Annotated in this window: 12 protein-coding genes; all 12 read right to left on the minus strand. The window is 48.8% G+C overall.

Annotated elements, in window-relative coordinates:
* Nucleotides 1–116: 116 nt before the first annotated feature.
* Nucleotides 117–971 carry an ImmA/IrrE family metallo-endopeptidase gene (locus tag VH187_RS03000; RefSeq protein ID WP_329700000.1) on the minus strand — a complete coding sequence of 285 codons (855 nt, stop codon included), beginning with the start codon at nt 969–971 and terminating at the stop codon, nt 117–119.
* Nucleotide 972: 1 nt separating this feature from the next.
* On the minus strand, nt 973–1,542 hold the full coding sequence (locus VH187_RS03005) for a hypothetical protein (RefSeq protein ID WP_329700001.1): 570 nt from the start codon (nt 1,540–1,542) through the stop codon (nt 973–975).
* Nucleotides 1,539–2,315 (minus strand): RNA polymerase sigma factor, encoded by a 777-nt coding sequence (locus VH187_RS03010; protein ID WP_329700002.1) that lies wholly within the window; start codon nt 2,313–2,315, stop codon nt 1,539–1,541. The genes VH187_RS03005 and VH187_RS03010 overlap by 4 nt, the downstream gene beginning before the upstream one ends.
* A gap of 112 nt (nt 2,316–2,427) precedes the next feature.
* Nucleotides 2,428–3,402, minus strand: a complete 975-nt coding sequence (locus VH187_RS03015; RefSeq protein ID WP_329700003.1) for a Wadjet anti-phage system protein JetD domain-containing protein — start codon at nt 3,400–3,402, stop codon at nt 2,428–2,430.
* Complete coding sequence (gene mukB, locus VH187_RS03020) at nt 3,402–7,985, minus strand: chromosome partition protein MukB (protein ID WP_329700004.1); 4,584 nt, start codon at nt 7,983–7,985, stop codon at nt 3,402–3,404. The genes VH187_RS03015 and mukB overlap by 1 nt, the downstream gene beginning before the upstream one ends.
* Nucleotides 7,982–8,755 carry a chromosome partition protein MukE gene (locus VH187_RS03025; protein ID WP_329700005.1) on the minus strand — a complete coding sequence of 258 codons (774 nt, stop codon included), beginning with the start codon at nt 8,753–8,755 and terminating at the stop codon, nt 7,982–7,984. Before VH187_RS03025 ends, mukB begins: the two co-directional genes overlap by 4 nt.
* A complete protein-coding gene (locus VH187_RS03030) occupies nt 8,748–10,148 on the minus strand; it encodes a hypothetical protein (protein ID WP_329700006.1) in 1,401 nt (466 codons plus the stop codon). The genes VH187_RS03025 and VH187_RS03030 overlap by 8 nt, the downstream gene beginning before the upstream one ends.
* A gap of 139 nt (nt 10,149–10,287) precedes the next feature.
* Nucleotides 10,288–11,283, minus strand: coding sequence for a hypothetical protein (locus tag VH187_RS03035; RefSeq protein WP_329700007.1), 996 nt, complete (start codon nt 11,281–11,283; stop codon nt 10,288–10,290).
* A gap of 349 nt (nt 11,284–11,632) precedes the next feature.
* Nucleotides 11,633–12,880, minus strand: coding sequence for a DUF2254 domain-containing protein (locus VH187_RS03040; protein ID WP_329700008.1), 1,248 nt, complete (start codon nt 12,878–12,880; stop codon nt 11,633–11,635).
* A 134-nt stretch (nt 12,881–13,014) separates the two neighbouring features.
* Nucleotides 13,015–23,250 carry an autotransporter-associated beta strand repeat-containing protein gene (locus VH187_RS03045; RefSeq protein WP_329700009.1) on the minus strand — a complete coding sequence of 3,412 codons (10,236 nt, stop codon included), beginning with the start codon at nt 23,248–23,250 and terminating at the stop codon, nt 13,015–13,017.
* 701 nt (nt 23,251–23,951) lie between these two features.
* Nucleotides 23,952–24,287, minus strand: coding sequence for a hypothetical protein (locus VH187_RS03050; RefSeq protein WP_329700010.1), 336 nt, complete (start codon nt 24,285–24,287; stop codon nt 23,952–23,954).
* A gap of 77 nt (nt 24,288–24,364) precedes the next feature.
* Nucleotides 24,365–25,021, minus strand: a complete 657-nt coding sequence (locus tag VH187_RS03055) for a helix-turn-helix domain-containing protein (protein WP_329700011.1) — start codon at nt 25,019–25,021, stop codon at nt 24,365–24,367.
* Nucleotides 25,022–25,030: the final 9 nt, after the last annotated feature.

Consider the following 25,030-nt stretch of genomic DNA (forward strand, 5'->3'; position numbering starts at 1 on the left):
GAGATCGGCTTCGGTTTTAATGCCTTTAGCCAGTTCAGCCGCAAGAGCTTTAAGTTTCTTTTCGTCCATAATTTGCCTGTCTCCGTGAGTGGAGTGAACATATCAAAAACAGGCAATTACACAATTTTAATTACAGTCTCATGAAAAGTCCCCACCCAGAGTGCCGCTGCCGCATGTGGTTGTTTCCGGGCGATACGCTCAGACATCTCTGCAGCTGCTTTATTAGAGAAAGTCAACAGGAGTATGCGTCGTGGATCAATTCCATCATTAAACAGACTTTCCACTCTCGCTACGAGGGTTCGCGTTTTGCCTGTACCCGGCCCCGCCTGGAGCAAGAAAGCTTTCCCTCTATGCCTAACCGCTTCAATTTGCTTGTCATTAAGCGACATATCTGGTTCGGGCTGGCGTGGTTTATGCTCAACCATTGGAAGTAGCATTGCATCAAGCATCTGTTGGGCGACAACATCGAAAGGTGCACCGAGTTTGCTGGATATATCACTACAGCTCATACCACATTCAAGATGTAACTTTTTAACAACCGAACGCGGTAGCAGAAACTCCCTGGCGAAAAGATCCATCTGAACTTCGCGCCGTTGACGATGGCTATAATCTACAACACGGTCTATTCCCGATGGCGTAGGTTCTGCTGTACGCGCAGGGTCGATATCGATGACATATTCATCCTGCGTATCGTCGCCTAACTCAACATGCCCGATTTCGTGTGCAACAAGAAATGCTTGCTCGAACAATGAACCAGAATCTTCATGTGTAATTAACCGGTAAGCACTATCGAAAAACGCACGGCTACCATTTAGCTCATCAGAACCTTGTAAACATTTCTCTACGTCGATACTACGAGAATTAGCTTCACCAACAACAAAAGCATAAGGCTTCCAGGGATCTAAACCTCTGCTGATAGCAGCATAATGTAGTTGCTCAGCACGCTGGCGCGCAATCTCGATGGCATCCACGTCATTCATCTCCCTTTATTATTTCTTGAATACGCTCTTCAGAAACTTGTGCATCACGTAGAATCTTTTCGAAAGATGTTCTGGTCGATGCTGTGGGCTTAACATCCGATTTATAACTTCGGCTAACAGGCGCTTGCGGTGGTTGTGTTAAAAAATTCCTTAGTTGCACGGTTGTCACCTGTAGCGATTCCGCAAGGCTACTAAGAAAGTGTAAGGGAATAGAGGCTAAATCAACTCTTCTTCCGCCAAAAGCAATTAAAACCTGTTTTGGAAGGTTAAGTAGCTTTGCTGCGGCTGAGAACCGCTGTGGAGGTATATTCACTTGTACAATCTGCTGGGTAAGACCGGTCCGAAAACGCTCCATCGCCGATTCAACACTCAGTACATCAGTCGCAGTAAGAGGCATATCGTCGTCAACTTCACGAGCCAGTTCGCGCGAAAGGTCGACCAATTCTTCCGCATATTCAGGGAATTCAATCAGATACCTTAGTAAAATATCTTTACCTGTGTCGAATTCAACTGAGAAATCTCTCAGCACATCTGCACGAGAAATAGTCTGATTTTTCATCATACCTTCTCCTTTTCTTCAAGGCGTTTACGCAATGTTGCAAATGCATAATCGCGGTGAGTACGAATGGTTTTGTCCGACTTCTTTAATGCGTTACTGATTGTCATTTCATTTGGATCTTTTGAGGTAATGGGTACTTCTTGACGCCACATCTCAACGATACGCCGTTGAAGTGGTGGTAGAGCATTAATCGCGGCATCCAACCTTCGTCGGTAATTTTCTTTGTCAAGTTCATGTGCATCGAAGGGATCGTAGGATTCTATCGCTCTTTCAACCTCTGGCGAGATCTCTTCGTCTTCATAACCAAGCTCTTGAGTTCGGTTTTCTTTAGATTGAACTTGTCTTATCGCATCAACTCGATCTCTAGCTAACGCGCCATTAAAATTAATTTCAAAATAGTCAAGCCGATCATCGTAATCAGCTTGATCTATCAATAGCAGGTCTATGAAATCATCACGGACTTTGTCCCGGATCGCCATACTGCTCATCGATGCTGTTTTTCCATCCAGGCTATTGGGCTTAGGGAGGTTCCGGTGAATTCTTTCCAGCAAAGCTTTAAGCAACGTTTCACGGAGTGAAACGTTGCCTGTATTTCGTACAAAATAAAGTAAAGCTTCACTCGAGATAAAACCGGGGGTGTTTTTAGGCCAAACAGCACCTCTGCTTGCAACATCATCATCACTGAGCTTTTCAAGTTCATTGATCTCAGCCTCAACGATTTCTCGCCGAGTATAAACCACACCTTCTCTGGTTAATTTTCTTAGTGGTCGAGCCATAATCCACCCTGCACTTGATGATTTTTATAAAATTATCAATAAATAAGCTTAACAATTAAAGCATTTTTCTTAGGATACAGGAAAGCGCCGTTCTGCTAAATCGCCTCATAACTTATATTATTACCGTTTCTGCCATCAGATTACCCATCAACCTCTGTATCGCTGCAATACAACGGTAATCCACAACCAGCACCTCCTGTTCAATCCAGCGCTGTTCCTGCATTAATTGCGTAAGTTGAGGGCAATCCGGCGCGGTATCCCAGGCATATTTTCCAGCCCCTATCATGTCATTAACCTTATGTGCTGACGGCCAAAAGTCCGGTAACCAGATCCGGCAGGGTCGGGCCAATGCGTGAGATAGTTGTCGCGCGATCGTCAAACCATTCGGATCGAGATCGGGAAAATGTACCCAAGGTATATCCTGCCCGTATTGCGAAATCCACCGGCAGGCGGGTTGATAATTCAGGCCGGGAGCAAAAATCAGTATCAAACCATCGACAAGCGGCATATCAACATAAGCACCTAAATTTTCGACGGTCATGATCAATTGCGCCGATGACATGTCCACAGAGAGTAAATCAAGTAGCATTCGTTCTGGCAGACAACATTCCGAACGCCATCGACTCTCATCATCGGCAAACAAAACGTTTTCCCTGTTATTGCAGGTAAACGTTAACCGCAGCTCCGTCCCCTGACTACGAAACCGTAAGACATCATCATAGGTAACGGCCTGCCCTTTGACTAAGGGGTGGCTCAGACCTGCTTTACTGTTACCTCGCCATGCCGACGCTGATTTATGATGGATCCTCTGCATTCGGCGAGGGATAGCCGGACGATGCTCTTTCCTGCCAATGATCTGTTGTTGTATCTGTTGCTGTACCTGCGCGAGTAGAATTTCCAGGCGTTCACTTTCCACCAGCCGCCAGCGATTGCGCGTGGAAGGGATGATAATACCCAGCTCAGCCAGATAATTTCGTAGCGACTTTTCCTTAGCATTTTCGAACATCATTTGCCGTTCTTTCAGTTGCTGAAGAATATCGCCAAGCTCACTGACCGGGAAACCTAACTGAAACAATTCATTATACATTAAATTGTTTTCACCTCGTCACTTTCAGCATTCTCTGCTGTAGCCAGATAGCTATCAACGTCAAACGGCAACTGCCGGGCGTCGCGGACACCGGTAATTTTCACCTGATGACGCGTAACAGTTTGCCCGTTGTCTCCCGTGTTCTCAGTTCTGACTATGCGCACCAACTGGTAGCCAGTTCCGGTAATTTTCCCTAACGTTTCCGGGGCCGCAACCAACATCTGGCACCCAGTTCTTACTGCCAGTTCGTGGACTGTCGCCTGAGAGGCGGCATCCAGACGGGAAACCTCGTCCATCACCAGCGGCAAAGTGAAAGGCTCTTTATTGCCATGAGAACTGCGTCCCCAGTGCCTGAGCACGGCAATCAGCACTGCCAGCCCGGAGCCGATTCGTTCCCCGGTTGACAGGCTGGAAGCGTTCAGTGGTTCAAATTGCTCTGCACCGCAACGCTGTATTAGCGTTTTTACATCCAGGTAGTTACGGTGATCCAGCAAATGTGAACCATCAATTTCATGTTGATTGATCTTTTTATACAGGCCCGCCAACGCTTCGGTAACGGTTCCTGCCGTGGAAAAGAGATCATCCATGCCATAACCACCTGATTTAAGCGCGTTCAGGGTATCCTGAAAATGTTTAACCGTCCTGGCCTCAAGACGCACACTGGCAACCTGCCCAAAGCCAATTCCGGTAAGTTCAGCGCTTAACCGGCTTATCGCCCTTTTTTCATCGTTGATCCGGCGCGATAGCGCGTCGGCCAGTTCATCTCGGCGCATCTGGAACGCAGCTTCGGTTTCCGCCAGCATCCTCTGTGCGTCTTTAGCCACCTGAGACAAGGCCTGCAACATTTCCCGAGGTTGCGTGGTGCGCTGGATATCCTGACGGGCACGTCGGCGAAACAGCGCCACTGCGCGGCTATAAAGCGTGGCACAGACTTCAGCGATATCAGATGTATCCTGACCGCAGGACGCTAATTGCTGCATGAAGGGGTCGGCTGAAGAAATAGAATATCCAATAGTTAACCGGGTCAGTTGAGTCAGTAATGGCTGATTGACCAGCAAAAGCGCTCCTGGTGATGGCGCTTTGCCATTTATCATCATTTCGCGCATTTCAGGTTCCAGCTCTCCATAAGAGCCATCGGCTTTTAATGCACTTATAATTCCGTTGCGTTGCTGAGTTATCTGTTCAATTTCTTCTGTCAAGGTAGTGAGTTTGTTATTTTGATTTGTCAGGTTTAATTCTTCTTTTGAGCGTTGCTGATGCGTCTCAGACGTTTTTGTATTGTACTCTCTTAAATTGTTATTCAGTTTTTCAAGTTTGTCCTGTAAATGCGCCAGTTGTGAGGCAAGATTAGTTTCCAGGCCAAATGTGTAAGGAAATGGCAAATTATCCAGGTCATTTTTTGCATCATCACGATTCTGGCGGTGGCGAGTAATCGCGGATGTTATATCTAAATAAAACTTATCTGTTTTAGCTAACTCTTTTTTTGCATTTGTGAGTTCTTGTTTAATCCAGTCGCCTTCCTGTTCCAGCCGCTTTTGATCGCCTGACAAGAGGATTTGCGCTTGTGCTTCATCTTCCAGTATTTTCTGAGCATTAACATATTCCGGGTTAAGGTGAGCACGCACACTGTCTAACTGTTTCACCAGTCGAACGCGCATTGCGGAGGTTTGCCAGGTTTTCTCATTCTGCTCAACCTGCTGACGTATTTGCGCTATATTCTCCGGGTATTCTTCCCGTAGCAATGGATACTCTTTTTCTATCTGATTAATTAACGACTGATAGCGTTTGATATCACGCCCGGCAGCTTCAGCCCGCTTTATCTGATCAGCAATCTCGGCCAGCTCCTGAGGATAATCCCGAAACAGGATTTTACTGTCTGGCTCACATTCCTGTAGCGCCTGCAAGAGATCCCAATTTTTTTTCCACTGACTGGACACGCTTCTATGTTTTTCGTAGATATCTGTCAGAGCAGTAAGACGATGACCGCGCTGTCGGCGTGCATCCTCCAGCGGCGGTTCGTCACTCCAGATAAATGAGGGGGCTGCGCTAACGGCCTTAAGATGTTCGTTGTTGCGTTCAACGTCTTCAATCTCACGTTCCAGCGTCTCGCTCTTTTCTTCTGCCAGTTGAATCTGTTGGTCTAATTGAAGGATAAGCGCCTCGCGGGCTTTATCACCTAACACAGGCTCTGAACGTATCTGGCTGATGCGGCGGTATCGCGGTTCATCTATAACACACCAAGGCGGGAGGATACTTTCCACCGTGTTATATTCGTCGGTGATATCTTTAAAAAGTAATTCCGACTCGAACGACCCGGTGCGCAAAACGTCTATCGGCTGAGTTACACTGATCAACAAAATATCGGGAAGTGGCCATTGCTCATCGTATTGTGTAAGCAATTGTCTGGCGGCATCATCGACATCACCATTGACAAGTATGGCAAACATTAACGGTCCTAATGCCGCCTCAAAATATCCGGCGTCCTGTACTTCGATATCTGCGTACAGTTCAGCAACCGATATTCCCGATACGTCAGCAGCAAGAGCCCGCAAATACTCAAGACTTCCGGCTTCTCTTCCACTCAGTTTGTCACGACGCCCCTGGCATTGTTTGATTTCCGTTTCGTAGCCAATGACTACCTGCCGAAGTGATTTAACATGTAACACATGGTCAAGAATAAGTTGTTCGCAGCGTTGCGGCGTTAAATTATCATCAGGAAAAATAGTGTGTAAATAGCTAACCGATGGCTGATACTGGTGCCACTGCTGACTCTGTTGCTCATAGCGTACAATATCGATATCAAGCTGCTTAATTTGTTCCTTTACTTCAGTCTGGCGTTGCGCTAATTGTTCCTTTTGTTCATTTAAGTGCAATTCTTGCTCTTGTTGCATCGCCAGTTGTTGCGCAAAATCCTCATCGCTCAATGGTAACGATAACATGCCTGCATCACGAAGCCGTTGCTGAAGACGCCGCTGTTTTTGATGATCGCTTTGTAACGTCTTTTGATACTGTTGCCGCCCACCCAGTTGAGCGTCTTCGATACGCCATTTTTCCAGTTGACCACATTTTTCCATAAACCAGCGCTGAGCGTCTGGAGGAGAGATATCATCCCCCAGTTTTCGCGCGCTGTTTGCGGCAAAAGTATAAGCATCCAGGATATTCTGATGAGATCGTAATTGGCGCTCCACATGGTTGAGGGCATTTTCCGCCTCTTTTTCCTGCTTCACGAGCTGTTCAATGAATGCGCTTAATCCAGACAGCGTAAAAGTCATATTCCATTGGTTAATCTCATCATAGAGCTGTTTTGCATGGTTATATTGCGATGCCATTTTCTGAGCAATGTCATAACGCGACACGACATTATATAACTGTTTGGCTATGCGTAGCTGGCTCTCTTCATTCTCACTTTTTTTTCTTTCCAGCTCATCCACAATACCTTGCTGGAGTTTACTTGCTTCTTCTGCACTCTCTAACTGCGGTTCAAGTTTATTCAGTTCACCAATTGCTTTTTGCTCTTGATCAAAGTAAATCCTACCGCCATTAGCGCATAACCGTCGGGGTTCAATATCGCTTATCTGCTGTTGCGTTACAGACTGTTCCGATTTTATGGCGTCTTCCTTACGCCTCAGCGTACTCAGGGTTTCTTCAATTTTTTCCAGCTCACGTTCAATCCGATACTTTTCTCTCTGAATAGTCGTGCGCTCTTCATCATTCATCGCGAGAGTTTTCTCAATAACTGACCACGTATTGGCTGAAAATGATAAGCTCCACGTAAGTAATGAATTAAAAAATTGATAATCCTTTTGATAATTTTGCAGGTCTTGCTGTGTAAGCCTGACTTTAATCATGGACTCATGCACCATATTCACTACGGAATGTATATTCCCGCGAGTATGGGCCATTAAATAAGCGCTGAGATGTTTTTCTATCGATTTATCCAGACGCCCGGCCATTGCCGAATGAAGGATCTGGGCCAGACGGTATTTATCATCGGGTGACTGACAGGCTCGAGGTAAAATGCCATGCTGAAATAGTGCCAACATGTAGGCATTTGGGTCTTTAAATGTCTGAATTGCGCATCCTAACAGTGCAGCTTTATCACGTAACTGCTCTGTCGTTACCGGGTGAGCCACTTGTCCTTTACGATCAAGTAAACAATCCAGTGGGTTAACGCTATCGGGAAGTTTCAAACAAAATAGCTGGGTTTCTAATGTTGTTCCTGTCTTTTTTTCAGCCCTAACAATATACAGATGCCGTTGACCAGTTCCCCGGGCTTCAATCTCCAGAGCAACAATACTGGGCTGTCCTAAGCGTGGAAACATTTCGCTGTCTTTTATTGATGTTGAAACTTTGAAATCATCCTTTGTCCCTAAGCTAATGTAGCGAATATCAGGGATCTGGCTGAACATAAACGCGCCCAACAAAGACGTTTTTCCCGCACCATTATTGCCCAACAATGAAACGGTACCGCCATACTGCCGCGATTTACGCAATCCGTGAGGATTCACCAGATTTAACGTTCGGGCCATAATGCCATTAATGTTGACAATACTAAGGCTACGTATCAGAGGGTAGTGGTTCACGATTGTTCCCCTTCATGAGTCCCGGAAGCAAATAAATCACCCGTTGCATCCATTTCTTCTTCGGCAGAGAAACGATCGCTCTCTGCCAAATCTTCATCTACACTATCCCGCGATGCCTCATCAATATTGACCAGATAACCCTCCTGAATCAGTTCAGCCAGGCGTTGGGGTATTTCTGACTCTTGCTGTAATCCTCGCAGCGGTTCAATAAAACGATAGATTGCGGGTGTTGTCTGGAAGGATTGCCGATCCTTAGAGAGTTGAATAAAAGCATAGCGATCGAATACTATGAGCGCCTTTCTGATTTCATCCTGGATTTTAGACAAATCGTATTGGGTCTGTTGGCCTGGACGACGACGAAATAACTCCAGCAGTCTGGTTTCAGATAATTGATTACTCATTCGCTCCAGTAGTTGATTCGTTGTGAACCACTCTTTTTGGCTAAGCTGTTTTTCGAGTTCCATTGCAACAATAATCAAACCAGTGACCATCTGCAACTCATTAAATCGTTCTAAGGGTATTTTTCCACGGCGCTGAGGTAGTAAGTAATAAACAGATTCATTGGAAAAACATAAAGATAAAGACAAGCAGTCGTAATATTCACTAAGCGGACTAAATGCCTGATTAACAAATGAATACAGCATATAATCCACAGGTAATATGTTAATCCCTCTACGTAATTTATAATCCACAACGGGGAATAGAGGTGATTTCATCACATCCAAAAATGTATTAAATTGATCACCCTGTGTAGATTCATGCTCAGTCATTGAGATCACCTTGTGAAATTAGCCATTGCTCTTCGATTTCGTAATTTGCTGACTCATCCATTAAAACCCATTCCGGGGAGATATCATCCTGAATATTGTCACTCTGTTTCATCAGTTCTTTTATTGTGCACTGTGCCAGGCGAAAGCGGTCCGTTTCATTGAATGGGAATTTACTTAAAATATTTCTGATAACAGAAACGTTACTCACCGGCTTATTATCACTTAATGCCTTTTCAACAAACTCCCTTGCGAAACTCTCTAACTGAAACGCAGGCATCTCCCGCACCAATTCGTCATCATCATTATCATCTAGGAACAACGTATTATCCGCCGGAGGCGGCGGAGTGTCCCATTCACGTAATTGCATTAGCTTAACGGTCGAAGGTAATGCTAACGACCATGATGACCGACCAAACAACTCGATAGTACGATCGATTAAATACCCCAGATTAGCATTGGGATCTAACGCGATACGGATGCGTATACGGTCCAGCACGCTGCTAAAGAATCCGGATAAGTCCCTTAAGGAATGATTAGCGAATTCCCGAACATCTATTAATGAACCAAACAAAGAGGATAATGTATTTTTTAATCGCTGAGCTCCACCTTTTTGTACGACTGTATTTTGCAAAATTTCCAGTTGCATTAATACCGCATCGGCACGGTTCATTACTAACATTCTCAAATCGTTGATCTGACCAGCCAGCGTACCTATTATTTCCAGAAGTTGCTGAATTTCTGTTTCCAGAGAAATACCAAATTCGGTTTGTATCTCGGAGCGCATTGAATGAAATTTAGAGATGAGGAATTCCTGATTTTTAAAAACGCCCGTCAGAAGATCCTTCAAGCTCGGTAAAAAAAGTTCTACCTTCGTCAACCATTCACTATCAGTATTTTTTTCTCGTTCGCTGGCGGCATTTAAACTGGACAGTTCCTGATCAATTCTCAGATAACGTTGGCTTAATGTTTCTTTATCCTCTAATTCATCAGATTGTTGGAAAGGTTTTAACAAATCATGTGCCAACTGAGTCAGACGATATGTTCCACCCACGTCTGCGACCGACATTCCGGCCAGTGACAACAATCCTTGTTCCAGCGCTCGTTTCAGAAAGTTATTAACCCGAACATCAGAGGTATTAGGATCTTCATTTATTCTTTCATCAACATAACGGATGATGCTGTGACATGTCGTTTCATCGTAGCCGGATTGTACAAAGTGATGCTCACTATTCGATTCGACATCGGACTCCTCCATACCCCACATCGCCATCGCCGCCAGGTAGCTAAACTCATTAGGAGTAAGATGCAAATTCGGCTGGTGTTTACTGATTTTTAACAGTATGCAGCTTAGTGGGCTAGTAAACTGCTGTGGTGTAGGTGCGACATTGTCCATGATAAAGCTCACCTCGGCTTTTCTCGTTCATTATCTATGCTGTTATATCAGATTAATAGCTAGAGATCCTTTTTTCTTGCTGAAACAGTGACATAAATTCAGCCTTCACCTCAAAACCACTGTAGAAATCGACAACAACTTAAGCTTCACCGCTATCCCGGTAAATCTCTCCACACAAGCGCAATTCCGGCGGCTTTGCCGGTGTAATAACCCCAATCCTGACGGGCAAAGAGCCCTCTTTTTGGCACTGTTTCTTGATAAGCTGCCAGTTTTCAGTTTCAGACTCCATGTGACTAATCAGGGAATCAAAGGCTCCATCGGCAACTTCTATTTTTAGTGGTTTTTCTTCTTCACCGTCAGCGAGATTAGGCTCAGTCTCCTTCGACACCTCATTTTCCAGTCCAGAAAAACTATTTTTTAACTCTTCATAACTGCTTTCAGCAACTAAAGGTGAATGGAAAAACAACCCGCTAATGAAGATCGCTTCCATTACTTCATAGAAGGAAAAAGATGTTTCTCCATAAACAAAACGACCACGATCGATATTATTTACCCCGGAGGCACTTTCTCTTAGCAACTCATCCTTCTGTAAGGTCATCAGCGTTTGTTTGTTGTAAAGGATCACTGGCAGATTTTTAATTTCGTGGACATTTTCGCTGAGGCTCCAGCGTTCTTTATCACCTTTGATAAAACCGGAAGCATCGCAGCTACTTTCAATATCAAATTCGCCAATGGGGATCCGCTCACGATTGAGCCAGGCTGTAAAATCCTCACCGTCTCTCATATCCTGATGCTGATATGCGCGGTAAACAGAGTTTCGGCGATCAATGCCAATCCACTCAAGATCCCATGTAGTGGGTTGGGATGGTTTTCTTATTTCGTCAATGTACGCTCCGACATCCCGATCCAAATAAGCGGTTAGCAGTTCCTTCCACGGCTCGATGGCAAAAAAGATATTCGCCAGCGTTGTTCTTTCTTCAATCAACACGGTATGACGAAAGAACCTGAGAAGAAAAAAGGGATCCGTATTTGAAATAGTTTTCTGGATTGATAGCAACGGAAGTGCTGTTGTCTGATCGTAATCAGAGCGAAAGCGTAGTATTGAGTCCGAGCAGAAAATTAGTTGACCTTCCATTATTTATCTGGCCCCTTGTGCTGTGTAGTCATCTTGAGGACGTTATCCAAGATTGGCTCAGTATACCCCTTTGCCTCCTGTCTGAGTATGCAACAGAGATAGCGTTGATAACTCGCATACAGCAGTGAAAAGTCAGGAAAAAATTGGTGGTCATTCTGGTGGTCTTGACAATCCCAACTTTTAGGTTTAGCTTACCAATCAGCCAGTTAATGGCTATGGCGATCCCAGTCAGAGGAGCCATATTTTAGTTTGTTGATGCTTCATTATTCGACAAGCAGCATGAATTAAAAAAGCCTGACAGCGATGTCAGGCTTTTTTGCATCTGTAGCTTAGGGCGTTTCCTGTCTCGTCAGCGCAGTAAGCCCGTCTCCTTGATCCACGTCGTGATACGTTGTCTGTCCGGCGGCGACTCCATTTTCGTTTCGGCCCACGCCAGGATTATGACCAGATATCGCCGTGCATCTGCTGCAAACTCCTCCGGGTTCAATTGCGCCAAAGCCTGTAGACTTTTCGCCAAACGCATTTGCACTTCAATAAGCGCGGCCCCATCTCGGGCGATAGGATTAAAGATATCGTCAAACAAATCTGCGGTCAGCAGCGGTTTCACAAAGACCTGAGGATAAAGCACCTCTGCGCCATCTGTTTTTTTCTCTCCGCATATAGCCAGTAACCTGACCGCGCGCCCGGTAACATCAATTGCCGTACCTGGGTCGTTTACCGCGGGCGACAATGCACGCGAGGCGATTTCTGCCAGGACGGATAACCCAAAACGGGGGTCCTGATCGAACGAGCGTTCCGCATGAATGGTGATCGCATCGAGAATCGGGGAAGTTTCAATGTCATCACGAGCGGGAGTAAGCCAGACAATCGCCTGCGCTGGATGGATAAAAGCGCCGATCTGGCAGGGTAAATAGAGCTGAACGTCCTTATCCACGGCGAACTCATTGAGCATTGCCACGTCAATATTCTGGATATAGCCGATCTCCGCAGGATAGAGAGGAAGCGCGTCTTTGGGTGGTGCCGTCCATAGATTCCCGCCCATGTAGGGCACGTTTACCCTGTTCTCTAATGCGCTGCGCGTGGCTTCCTCCACTCGTAAGGTTGTCTCACCTACCCGGCCCAGCAATGACAAATGCTGGATCCAACGCAGCAGCATGATAATCATCAACGTGATAACAACCAGCGTGGTAATAAACAGCACCACCCGCCCCTGTTCGCCATAGGCGCCCATACTGCGTGCAACAATCCCCACGAGGCTGAACAGAAACGAGCCGATAAATGTCGCCAGTACATTCTGGGTGACAGAATCTTCCATCATCAACCGTGTGGCGCGAGGTGTGACGCTCGTACTTGCCGAACTGTACGCTGACACCATGATGCTCAGCGAGAATGTCGTTACCGCCAGCATGCTGGAAGCCAGGATATTGAGAATATTATCGACGGCTTCTGCTCCCACAATCCCGCCGACGCTTGCAGGAATGAAGGGTTTCAGAGCGATTGAACTTAATGCGGAGAGCACGGCCAGCACCGCGAATAAACTAATGCGAAACCATAACTGACGTGTGAGCTGATTAAACAGCCATTGCCATTTTGACATGCTTTACGATCCTGTATTGCTTCACTATTCAGCCGAGAAAAGACCAGCTCTGGGTTTTTGCTTTAAGGATAGCTTGTCACAGTTTTGAGGAAAGCAGCAGCCCGGATGCCAGGCCGCTGCTATTTACGGGGAGGTTAGAAGCGGATTTTCATGCCTAAAGAGGCAGACATATCTGCGTCAATCTCGATGCTGCCGCCCGTGCTCCAGGTTTTGGTCACTTCGGTATACGCTGAAACATCTGGCGTAAACTCCCATGTCGCACCCAAACCGGCCTCTACGGCACTGTAATCCTGGCTGGTTTTCATTTCGGTTTTGCTGGAACCGTTCGCGCTGTTGCTCCAGGTCACGGTGTCCTGACCACCAGTCAACCCTTGCCAGTAGTTCACACGGGCATACGGTCGGATGTTGCCATTATCGGTTTTCACATCCACAGCCAGTCGGCCACCCACACGCCCGATCAACGCCACATCGCTGTCAATCTTCACACGGGATTTCGCACTGTCGCTCAAGGTGACGGCACCAAAATCACTGTACTGATAAATCAGCTGCGCCTGCGGTTCCAGCATCCATTTGCTGTCACCAAGATACCATGGTTTACCCACTTCAACGGAACCGGCAAAACTGCTGCCATCCAGTTGCGTGGTTTCGTTGTCCGCATAATTGCGCAGGTCAGCCGAGTGATAGCCGTACTGCAACACGTTATCAACGTAAAGGCCGTTGGTATCGGTCCAGGTGGCGTAGCCCCCGAGATAGGTAGAGAACGTCGAGTTGTAACCCGCGCCGCCACGCATGCCGGTGAAGCCATTCATTTGCGCATCGGTATCCATAAAGGTGGTATAGAACCCGGCACGCCATTTTTCGTTATGCCACAGGTCAAAGCCCATCTGCATACCGTTGTAGTTCGCACTGGTGGTCGTACCTGTCGCATCATCCAGTTTCTGATCGACGGACTTAACGATATAGCGCGCCCAGAAGCGTTCTTCATCGTTCACAGGTTTCGTTTTGCCTGCGTCCAGTTCATCGCCCACACGCAGATGCAACGTGCCGAGTACCGCGAGGTCAGCCTGACGGATGGTCGTGGCGATGGAATCAAAACCAGGCACATCCGGACGGTAACCCGCACGCAGATACCAGTCCTCACCCTGCCCCTGAGCATCCCCTGCGAACAACTGGTATTCCCACGCGCCAGCCATTACCGCGTCAGCACCGAGAGTAAAGGCGTCTTTCGAGGTTTGCGCGGTCGTTGTTGCACCATTTTCTGCTTGTACGACTTTAATGCCGTCGCCAACGGTCGGCTCGCCTAGGTGGCTGGCATCAATATCAAGCCAGGTCACACCCGCGACATCGCCGCCATCAATCACCAGGCGGTCAGAAACACCGACGCTCTGGCGTTGGGCGCTCAGGGCTATAGTGCCGTCCAGACCGGTATAATCACCGTGGACTGTCAGAGCGTTACCAATCTGATCGCCGCGCAGATTAACGGTTCCCTGGTTGCTGAGGTTAGCCACTTCCTGGTTGTAGCCGCTTGTCGCCAGCGTACCGTTCATGCTCACCACGTGGTCTGATGCAGCGCTGAAGCTATTTTCGGATGCCGCTTTCAGCGTACCGTTTTCCACCAGCGTAATGCCGCTCCAGCTGTTTTCGCCATTCAGAGACGTCGTGCCGGTGCCTTTCTGCCACACCTGACCTTCGCCTGAGATATCGCCATTCAACGTGAAGCTGTCACTGCGGTTCAGGGCCAGCATGCTGTCATCCACAATATCGCCGGTTACGCTACCGCCAGTGCCGCCGTTACCCAATTCAAGCGTACCTTGCTCAATCCAGGTGGTTCCGGCAAACGTGCTGTCCTGCGTCAGCGTCAGTGTCCCGTCGCCAAACTTATGCAGATCGCCTTCGCCCGTCACCTTGTTGAGCAGCGAAATGTCATGACCATAGGTATCAATCGCCCCGCCGCCGTTCGCCAGTTTCACTTCGCGAGAAGTATTGAAGGCTTCTGCATAGCGCAACACACCCCCGCGCAGCGTGATCGCGCTGTCTGCGGCCCCCAAATTGTTATCGCTGGAAACTTGCAGTACACCACCGCTTACCGCAGTGCCGCCTGCGTAGGTGTTGTCGCCATTGAGGACAAGCGTACCCGCATCGGTTTTACGCAAGCCACCTTCACCCGCAATCACCGAGTTAATGGTGGTGGTGTAGTCGATTCCGTCGCTTGAGCCATCACCAACGCGCAACTGCGTATCTGCGTTGTGAATGGTCAATACGCCATCGTTGATAACATAACCATCAACCAGGAATTGCGCGCCGCCCATAAAGACTTCGCCGAGGCTGTTATCGACCGTGACGTTACCCGCTTCGCCGCCAAAGATTGCGTATGAGCCATCGCTGTATGGCGCATTGATTTTGCCATCCGGATCGGTCTGATCGGTGGTCCAGTTGTCGTTACCGTGGCTGTTCTGCCAGATACCGTCGCCGCCGTCCATCTGACTGTTATTTTTCAGTTCGCCTTTGTCACCGCCCGCGCCATCCCAGAAACGCAGGGTATAACCGGTACGGTTGATCAGGTTGACCTGATTGTCGATCGACGTTTGAACATACAGATCGTCAGCCGCTTCTGGCGCGACGCCAATGTCCATCAAGCCATTAGTTAGCTCACCGTCGTAATTAAAGATGCGGTAGATACCGACATCAAAATTACCGCCATCGGTTTCGGTGATATTCAGTTTGCCGTCAAGATTCAGGTCGCCTTTAACGGATATGACGTCGTTCATCAGGCCGCCTGGGTGATAGGCCTGACCCAACTGGAAATCAATCTGTGAATTGTCATTCAGCGTCAGGTCGCCGTTAATGGTCAGCTCACCGACACCCGTCATGCTGTCGCCTGCGGTGATGTGACCATTGTTGGCAACAAGGACATCACCGCCGATCACGCCCATCCCGCCGAGCGTCGCGTTAGCATCGACGGTAGTATTACCCGTTGCAGCCTGTTGATTACCGTTGATAAACAGTGAGCCCTGCTTAACCGATGTAGTGCCGGTCCAGCTGTTATCGCCGCTCAGAATCAACGACCCAGTCCCGGTTTTCACCAGATTGCCGCCGTCACCGCTGATGAGGCCAGTGATAGTGTCGATGTTACCCAGCGCGCCTTCTTCAAGCGTCGCGGCACCCAGTTCAACATTGCCTGCGCCCGAGAGAGAACCGATCGCGGTATAACCGTTGGAAGCACTGAGATCGACAAGTGCATCGGCTTTATTGTTGATGATTGCGCTACGTGCTTGTGCATCATCAGCGAAAGTCACTAAACCTGAGTTATCAACGCCAGCCTTGCCTGCATCAGCGTTCTCACGCAACGCCAGTTCGGAATTGCTGTCCGTCAGGATATAGCTGTTGCCGCCCTGACTATTACCACTAAATTCAGCCAGGCTTCCATTGGTAAGTTCAATCACGCTGCTTTCTGCACGCGCACTATCCTGGAATTTAACTGTGGCATCATCCGCAAGGAACCTGTGCTGCTCGGTACTCGCACTGTTGTTGAAGCTCAGGGTCGCATCATCAGTGATATAAATGTTGGATCCCGCATTGCCCAGTGCGCCAGTGACATTCGCGTTAACGGTTAATGTGCCATTCCCGTCCTTACCGAAGATCCCGGTATCGCCCTGATAGGTGTTGCGGGTGTTGATGTCCAGCACACCGTTGCCGTCGCTGGTATCACCGTCAAGACCGGTTCCTTCGGAGGTGTCGGTAATGGTCAGTGGGCCGTTGCCGCCGATGATACTGTCATTCGCGCGGGTAAGCGGATTCCCCATCGTTAAGGTATGACCGAACACATCCAGGGTGCCGCCATATTTGGCATCCGGGCCATCAGGAACGGCAGTACCTTGGCGCTCACCATCAAGGAACATTTTGCGATCAAAGGTCATATCGGCTCCGGCCTGGAAGGCCGCGCCGTTTGCCAGCGTCAGTGAGGTTCCAGCGTCGCCCAGGCTGCTGTCTTTAGAGACCTGAAGCGCGCCACTCCACACTTCAATGCCGCCAGTGATATGGTTATCGCCGTTGAGAATCAAACGACCATCGTCGGTTTTCAGTAGGCGAACAGTACGACTCTCCAGCTCATCCTGACGCAGGTTGACGTCGATGGAGGCGGTGATTTCTTCACCCGGAATATAGTTCCCGAGGCCAACGCGGATAACATGATAGGTATCGGCGGCGGTTTCGCCTTCGGCTGTCCAGTTGTTTTCCGGGGTAGGAACCGGGGCCGGGTACTCCTGCGTCACCGTCCCCATAAAGTAGAGTGATGAATCGCTATCAGTAGTGAATTTGTAACCATCGACCGCGAACTGCATCCCGGACTCGATCACTCGTCCGCTGGAACCATCGATATTGACCTCACCGGCTGTACCCGCAAAGATTGCAAACGCCGTCGGTGCCCAAGGGGCGTTACCGCCGTTGACGTATTTCGTCCAGTTATTGGTCGGCGTCAGTTCGGTCGAACGCCATACGCCGTCGCCGCCGTCGATCTTGCCGTTGTCCTGAGCCCCCGCATTATCGCCATCCCACCATTGCAGTTCTTGCGCTGGATTGACGAAGTTGAGCACCAGGTTCACCTGGCCGTCGACATCGGTCTGAATACGGTATGCTGATTCTGGGTCATGAGGCGGTAATACCCCGATATCCATGGTGTTGTCGGTTAACTTACCGTCGTAGCTGATCAGACGGTAAACCCCTGGAAGGAAGCTGCCGTCTTCACTTAGCTTCACGTTGACTTCGCCATCCAGGGTTAAATCGCCTTTTACGATGACCAGATCGTTAAACGAACCACCCGGCGTATAGTGCTGCCCAAGCTGCCATTGGCTGTCGGTGCCTTCACTCAGATGCAAATCGCCGTTGATGGTCAACGTGCCTGCACCGTTATCGCCAGGCGTTAATACCGTGCTGGCATTGTCTTTAAACCAAACATCGCCGCCAATCGTACCGTAACCGCCGAGTCCACCGTTGTTAACCGTGGTGGTGCCGTGCCCTACCTGGTCGCCATTTATCAGCAGCGTACCGCCGTTAACGGTAGTAGTCCCGGCGTAAGTATTATTCCCGCCCAGACGCGTTGTGCCTTCCCCGTTTTGCACGAAAGCACCGCTGCCTGAAATCACGCCGTTAAGCGCAACATCATCTGAACCTGCTGCACGATCCACGGCAAGTACGCCGTCATCGGTAATATTGGTGACGTCTGACAAGCTACCCGTCATACCGCCATCACCCAGGCTCAGAGTGCTTCCGTTACCAATATTCGTGTCGCCAGTGTAGGTGTTATCCTTGACTAAATACGTCGTGCCACCGCCGATTCGTTCCATTCCACCGGAGCCGCTGATTACGCCTGCATAAGTCTGTGAATTGCTGCCATCGAAGGAGATCAGGCTGTTGCCGGTCGTGGCGATATCGTAATTATGGATGGTCGCTTCATCGCCAACTTTAACGCTGTTACCACTGCGCAACGTCGCGCCATTGTTAACATTGATTTCTGGTGTGCCGGAAAGCAGCAGGTCATCCACAACGGTAATATCGGTGTTTGCGCCGTCGAGAGTCAGTGAACTCCAGCCGCTGCCAACGTTGGTGCCTTTGGCCAGATCATCAGCGCTGAAATCGCCAATTTTTGCGGTGGTGTTGTTAAAGGTCAGCGCGCTGTTGCTGCCATTTTCGGTGAGCACATGGCCGAGATTATCAAGTTTAACCGCACCGAATGTCGCGCTGTCGTTACCGTCGCCACCAGTGAAATCGACATTACCGTTGTAGCTGCCACCCGTGTAGGTGAAGCTGTCTGCTCCGTTACCCATCTGGACATCGCCAGTGCTGTTCGCGCCGGTAATCGACACTGCATCGTTGCCGTCGCCCATCGTCATCAGACCGGCTTGCGTGCCGCCTTTCAGATTGAGGGTGTTGTTGCCATCAGCCAGATTGATTTGCCCGATAATCTGACCGCCGTTATGCGTCACGGAATCATTGCCGCTGCCCATCGCAATGGCGATGGCATCAGCGCTGGCAGCGTTCAGATTGCCCGAGTTGGTGAGTGTGTTGTTAGTGGTGCCTGTCGCGTCGAGCAGAATCGCGCTCTGACTCGCAGTAGACAGCGTGCCGGTATTGTTAATGCTGCGATTGCCCACATTATTATTCAAGGCAATCAACGCACTGGTGTTACTGGTACTGTCAGAAATCACGCTGCCAGTGTTGGTGAAAGTCAGCGCAGAGTTAGCAAGGATCGTACTGTCGAAGTTATTGCCGGAGGTAATGTTACCGCTATTGCTGAATGACGTTGCAGCGCTGGCGATAATGGTGCTGCCGACATCACTGCCGTACGAAATGTTTCCGCTGTTGCTGACAGAGCCCGCCATCGCGGCATCGATCGCCGCTCTGGCCCCCTCACTCATAGTGATATTGGTTCCGGAGTTAACTGCCCCGGCGGTTTTCGCCATAATACCGATACTGCCCGCACCTGTGCCATTGATCGTATAACCGCGACCAATCGTCAAATTACCGCCGGTCATGCCGCCATTGGCATCCATAAAGGCAAAACCGATACCGCTTCCGTCAACGTTCAGCACGTTGCCATTCCCTTCTGCGTTGAAGGTTTTTGCGGTGCGAATGGCCGGACCATCGGCTGCGTTGATGGTGACATTGTTCAGATTAACGTTGCTGGAATCGGCGTTATTGTTAATACCTGCCCCGCTGCCCTCAACGTCAATTACGGTGTTGCTGGCGCTAAAGGACGATGCACCAATACTGTCGATCAGTACGCCATCTGCACTACCACCTGCGGTGATATGATTGTCGCTGCCCTGAATCGCTAGCGTTGCACTGTTACCAGTCAGTTGTACTGCAGCCAAACCGCCGTTTGCGGTGACGGAACCCAACTGAGTAACCGTGGCCCCAGCGCCTTGAATGCGCAGACCAATGTTGCCGCTGTCGTCTGCACCATTGATAGTAATTGATTTCGTATTGCTGAATGTGCCGCCGTCGTGGATATCTACGCCAATACTGTCCGCATCGGCATCAACAGTGATATCACCAGAGTTAGTGACTGTGCCGCCGGTATCGATGTTGATCCCGGTGTTATTGGTGTTTCCGCTAACCAATATATTGCCGGAATTGGTCACCGTACCGCCATTCTTAATATTGATGCCAACGTTACCTGTATCACCGTTGACAACCATCGCGCCGGAGGTGTTTACCGTACCGCCGTTGTTAATATTGATGCCGGTATTGTTGGTGCCACCGTTATTGGTGATGTTGCCAGTAATATCCAGCGTACCGCCATTCTGAATATCGACGCCGATATTGTGAGAGCCCGCAAGCGTAACCCCAGATTGAACATTCGCCGACCCGTTATCGTGCAGACGAATACCGGTACTCTCGTCACCCTGCAAATCAATATCCGCATTTCCATTCAGCGCGATATCACCGGAATAGCCGACGTCGTAACCGGTGATCCCTGTCTGTCCAGCTGCAGAGCCAATTTTTGCACTGGAATCGACATGCGTCGCAACCGGAGTACCGTCGTTGCTGCCATCAATGACAAAAGTACGACCATCAACAGAGACGGCAGTGGTGTTATCCCCTGCCAGTACAATTGCACCGTCGTTAATGGTTCCTGCCGCACCACCCGTCACTTTAACGCCCATCGCGCCATCACCGCTGACGGTAATTTTTGCGTTGCCCGTGGTCATTGACGACTTTTTATCGTTGGCTGCGTTACCGTCGTTTTGGTCGTTAATACCATTCGCCATTACGCCGATGGAACCTGCACCATCAACCGTCAGGTTGTATGCCGTTCCGCTGCCGTTATCGCCATTAAATTCCGCGCCATGATCGACGACGAAAAGAATGGAATCGGTTTGAGCGCTATCAGTAATATCGGCATTGCTGACGTTAATTCGGGCATTTTCGCCCCAAGCGTAGTAGCCAATCTGTTGGGAGTTTTCAAAACTCAGGGAGGCGTCATCACCGATATTAATGGTGGCGTTGCCACGTGCATGCACGCCAATCGCCCCGGCCGACAACAGGCGTACGGTGGAGTCGAGATCCACATTGGCATAATTATTCTTCAGACCTTCGGCATACACAGCGTAATTACGATAGGTATAAGGATTGTTATCGCTGCCACCCTGATCGCCTGTTGTCCCGACCGTGATGTTGCTGGTGTCATTCGATGTCATCGACGCATCGGTGCTGTAAGCCTGAACGTTGATAGCAATGTTGTTATCGCCATCAACGTTAATATCGCCGTTATTGGTCACATGGTCTGCACTGTCTTTGACATACAGCCCATAGTTACCCGCAGCAGCCCCCGCCGTTAATTTGCCAAGCACATTAATGGTGCCATCGTTGGTTACGGTTCCGGTGCCACCGTCAATCAGTATGCCTGCTGCATTACGGGTATTTTCGAGCAGTGAAATTGTACCCGTATTAGTGATATCACCCGTCCCTGAGGTGTAGATCCCTGCAGTTAAGTCGCCGCTGCCCACCAAATTGGTCGCTGATGCCGTAGAAGAATCTGTAACCGGTGTTGTACCGATATAGATATCGCCTTTGTTGGTAAAAGTCGCGGCATCGCTCAGTTCAACCGCATAGCCCCCGGCGCGACCATCGGTATTGTGCGTGTTGCCGGTCAGAGCAATCGTAGCACCTGATTCGTTAACTACGTTGGTGGTATCGCTGGCCACAATGCCGGAAGCGTTGTGCGTCGAACCATCGGTAATGGCTACGTTGATATGACCGTTATTGGTGATGGTGCTGTTGCCATCCCCTTTAATCGCAATGCTTCCTGCGTTGTTAACATTCTGGTTGGTGCCGTCTTTCTCGATGAACAGACCGGCATTCAGGGTTCCGTTGTTAATCGCGGTGCTGTCAGTGACCCGCATACCAACGGGCGTTGGGCTGCCACCGCTGCTGCGCCAGGCGTTGATTGCCCCGTCGTTAGTCAGCAGCGCACCTCGATCGCCGCGCATCACTGCTGATGCTCCATCAACAGCAAGGCTGCCTTCGCTGGTGACAGTTCCAGTAGCCTTCGCGCCAGTGGCATAAATCACATTCAGATCGCCCGTACCCAGCGTCGCATTGTTGGTATGCGCGCCCATGTCTTCCCAGACATGCCAGCTGAAATCAATGGTGGTGGTTTCTTTTTGCGCCATCATCTCTGAAATGATGAGGTTGTAAATCGCCTGCACTTCTTTAGCGGAGTCAATCACTTCGCCGCGCACTTCCACCCCTTTGGTCAGCCAGAACTGCATCTGCGGTTGACCCGCGTAGTCCCCTTGACCGAGTAAGAAGTCGTTGACGTCGGCGATATCCTCGGATGACGTGATATGAAACTCTTTTGGTGCGAGACCAATGATATTCCCGGTTCCCAGTTGCATGTACTGTGGGATTTTAACCGTGAAATCAAACTTCGTACTTTGAGCCGAAATACTCTGAATATCGTTGGAGATAACGGGCGCGGGAATAAAATGAATATAGTTATCGGACTTCCAGTTGGCATCACTCTGAGCAGAACCCGTCCCATCGGTCTTAATCAGAATGGAGTTTTTCGCCATTAACTCCAGATCGTTTTCTGGCGAATGAATCGGCGTAGCATCAGTAGTCTTCGCGCCAATATCCACATTGACCGTACCGCCGTCGCTGCTGACACTGGCAATACCAAATTCGTTATAGATATGCACGGTATCCGGGTTATAAACCGGCATCTGCATATTGCCGACAGCCTGATCCTCAGCTGAGGTGAACGTACTGGAATCGTAAACACTGATCACCTGGTAAGAACCTTCCAGCCCCGGCACTTCAAGATTCATTTCCTGATTTTGCTGTGGGTTAGCCGGACTTGGCGAATAGGTGAACTGGTCGATGTTTTCAAGCGTGATGGCAGTCTGATTGCCGTTCGCATCTTTGGCGAAAGCTGAAATCAGGCGACCTTTGTCTGCGCCAAATGAGTCACCCAATGCGCTCGCCGCTGTGACACCACGGCTGGTTGGGCCATTGCCGGAATTCACCACCGGCATCGCGCCGGTAATGTCTAACGTCGTGCCGGACGCAAAATGCTGGCTTGTGCCATCACTTCCGCTGCCACCATCAATTTTAAATGCGGTTCCGGTATTGATAACCTTGTCGTAATCAACACTGCCATCATCCACGAACAGATAGGACGGATATTCATCCGCCCAATCCACCTCATCGGCCAATGCACTGCCGGGCAGCGCACCCGCGACCAGAGCCGTCGCCAGAAGCATCGAACGCCCACGCGTTTTCTTTTTCTTACCTGCGCGAGCGGTCTCGGCCACCGCGACAAAACCATTAGCCGTGTGGCTCCAGACCAGACGATAAACTGTATTCATAGTGTTTTACTCAGCAAAAATAACGGCGATGTACGGAAGATGACGACATACAGAACGAGGCAGGCCAGGAGCCTTATGATGGGAGTGAATCTGTTGTTGATGGCTGAAATCCATATGTCATCCTTGATAATGTTTATCCAATACTTACGTCCCGTGAGCTACGCATCACGAGACAAGGAACAACGCCTCAGCCACGCGCCAGGCGTGGAGAGGCATCGCAAACACCAGAAGAATTGTTGGATGGGCTTTTTTTATGAGGCGTTGGTGGAGGCTTTTGCCTCTCTGATATCACCGTCATTGACCCTTTGTATCCTTGTTACGCGCAGACATCAGAAATGTCGTACGAATAGCTAAAGCGTCCAAAAAGCCAAAAACTTAAATTTGGAGGTAATTAATTTACAAAACTAATAGTTCACGTCTGTGAACGAAGATAAAAATGAGGGTTTAATCCTTATTATTCAATGAAATAATAATTAACACCTTAACCTCTGCATGGTTTAGCTTTCATACAAAAGCCTGCGGTTTACTATCGCTTTTTGGGAGCACAACCCGATGAAAGGTCGATTTTCATACAAGCCCGGCACTAACGAATGCAGTCCTGGCTAGTCCGATTGCGGAGGGAGAGTTGATGAATAAGGGGAGAAATTCAGGCACATGAGAAAGACCGCCCCAGATAATTGAGCCGGTCTTTCTCATGTCAGTCATTCTTCAGTTTCTGCTGCAGGATCCCAGAGTGGCTCATTAACATTGCAGAGATAGGGCCATACAATCTTTAGGATCCGCGTACCGACCAGGAGAAGAGCCAGCCGAAAATTACGGCCTCCCAGGTTCTCAACTTGTTTTTTCACGACACTGTCCCTGACTCTGCGAAGAGCAAGGATGTATTCGACCCTGTGAACATCAACATGAAGTTTCTTCGCTATCTTTTCGATGCAGACGCCGCGTCGTTGCAAAATAAAGACACCGATAGATAACCGTCGATTAAATGGATAATCTCTGTCAGTGGTCGATGGCTGGAAGTAAAAAGTGGTGTGCATACAGTGTTACCCTATCAAAATGGTATCAATGTCGTCCCTAATGGGCTGAAAAAAGTAAAAGCATTCGGCGCTAAATGTCATAAAGCAGCAGGCAAATAATCCACATAAAGTAATTTACCCCTGTTTACTTTTATATACCCACATTTATTCAGTGTGGATAAAACCTTAAGAACATAACTGCGGGAAATCATTCCCTTCTGGATAACATACGAGGATAACGACGTTTTTTCCCTGGCAAACTCTGGTAAATATTGATATTCAAGAATCAAAGACTTAATCACGTTATAGTTATCTTTTTTTACCAGCCTGGCATTATTCTCTAAAGAGTTAGCAAAGTAGAAGCCTGTTAATCTTGCCAGATCCTCCCACAGATTCTGCTGACCTATTTGGGTGACAAACTGTTCTGTAGACAACTTGTGTATCACGGTGCTTCTCATGAAACCAATGACATACCCTTTGACAGGTATATTAAAAATCCCATTCACGCCCAGAATCAGGGGTGCAGAGCAGATAAAAAACAAGTGTTTCCCCTCGTCCCGATACATGACCATTAATCCATCTTCAATCAACCAGACTTCATTGACTGGAATATTCACCAAAGAATTACTTTCTGAACAAACCATCTTTTCAGCAAATGGTTTAGTAGCCTGTATAAGCCGGGAAATGGAGGCTAATGGGCGTCGGGATAAATAACCAGCCTTGTCGACATGCGTTTTATCATGAGTGCTGCTCATACTATCCTC

The organism is Scandinavium sp., from assembly GCF_036271055.1.
Lineage (GTDB): Bacteria > Pseudomonadota > Gammaproteobacteria > Enterobacterales > Enterobacteriaceae > Scandinavium.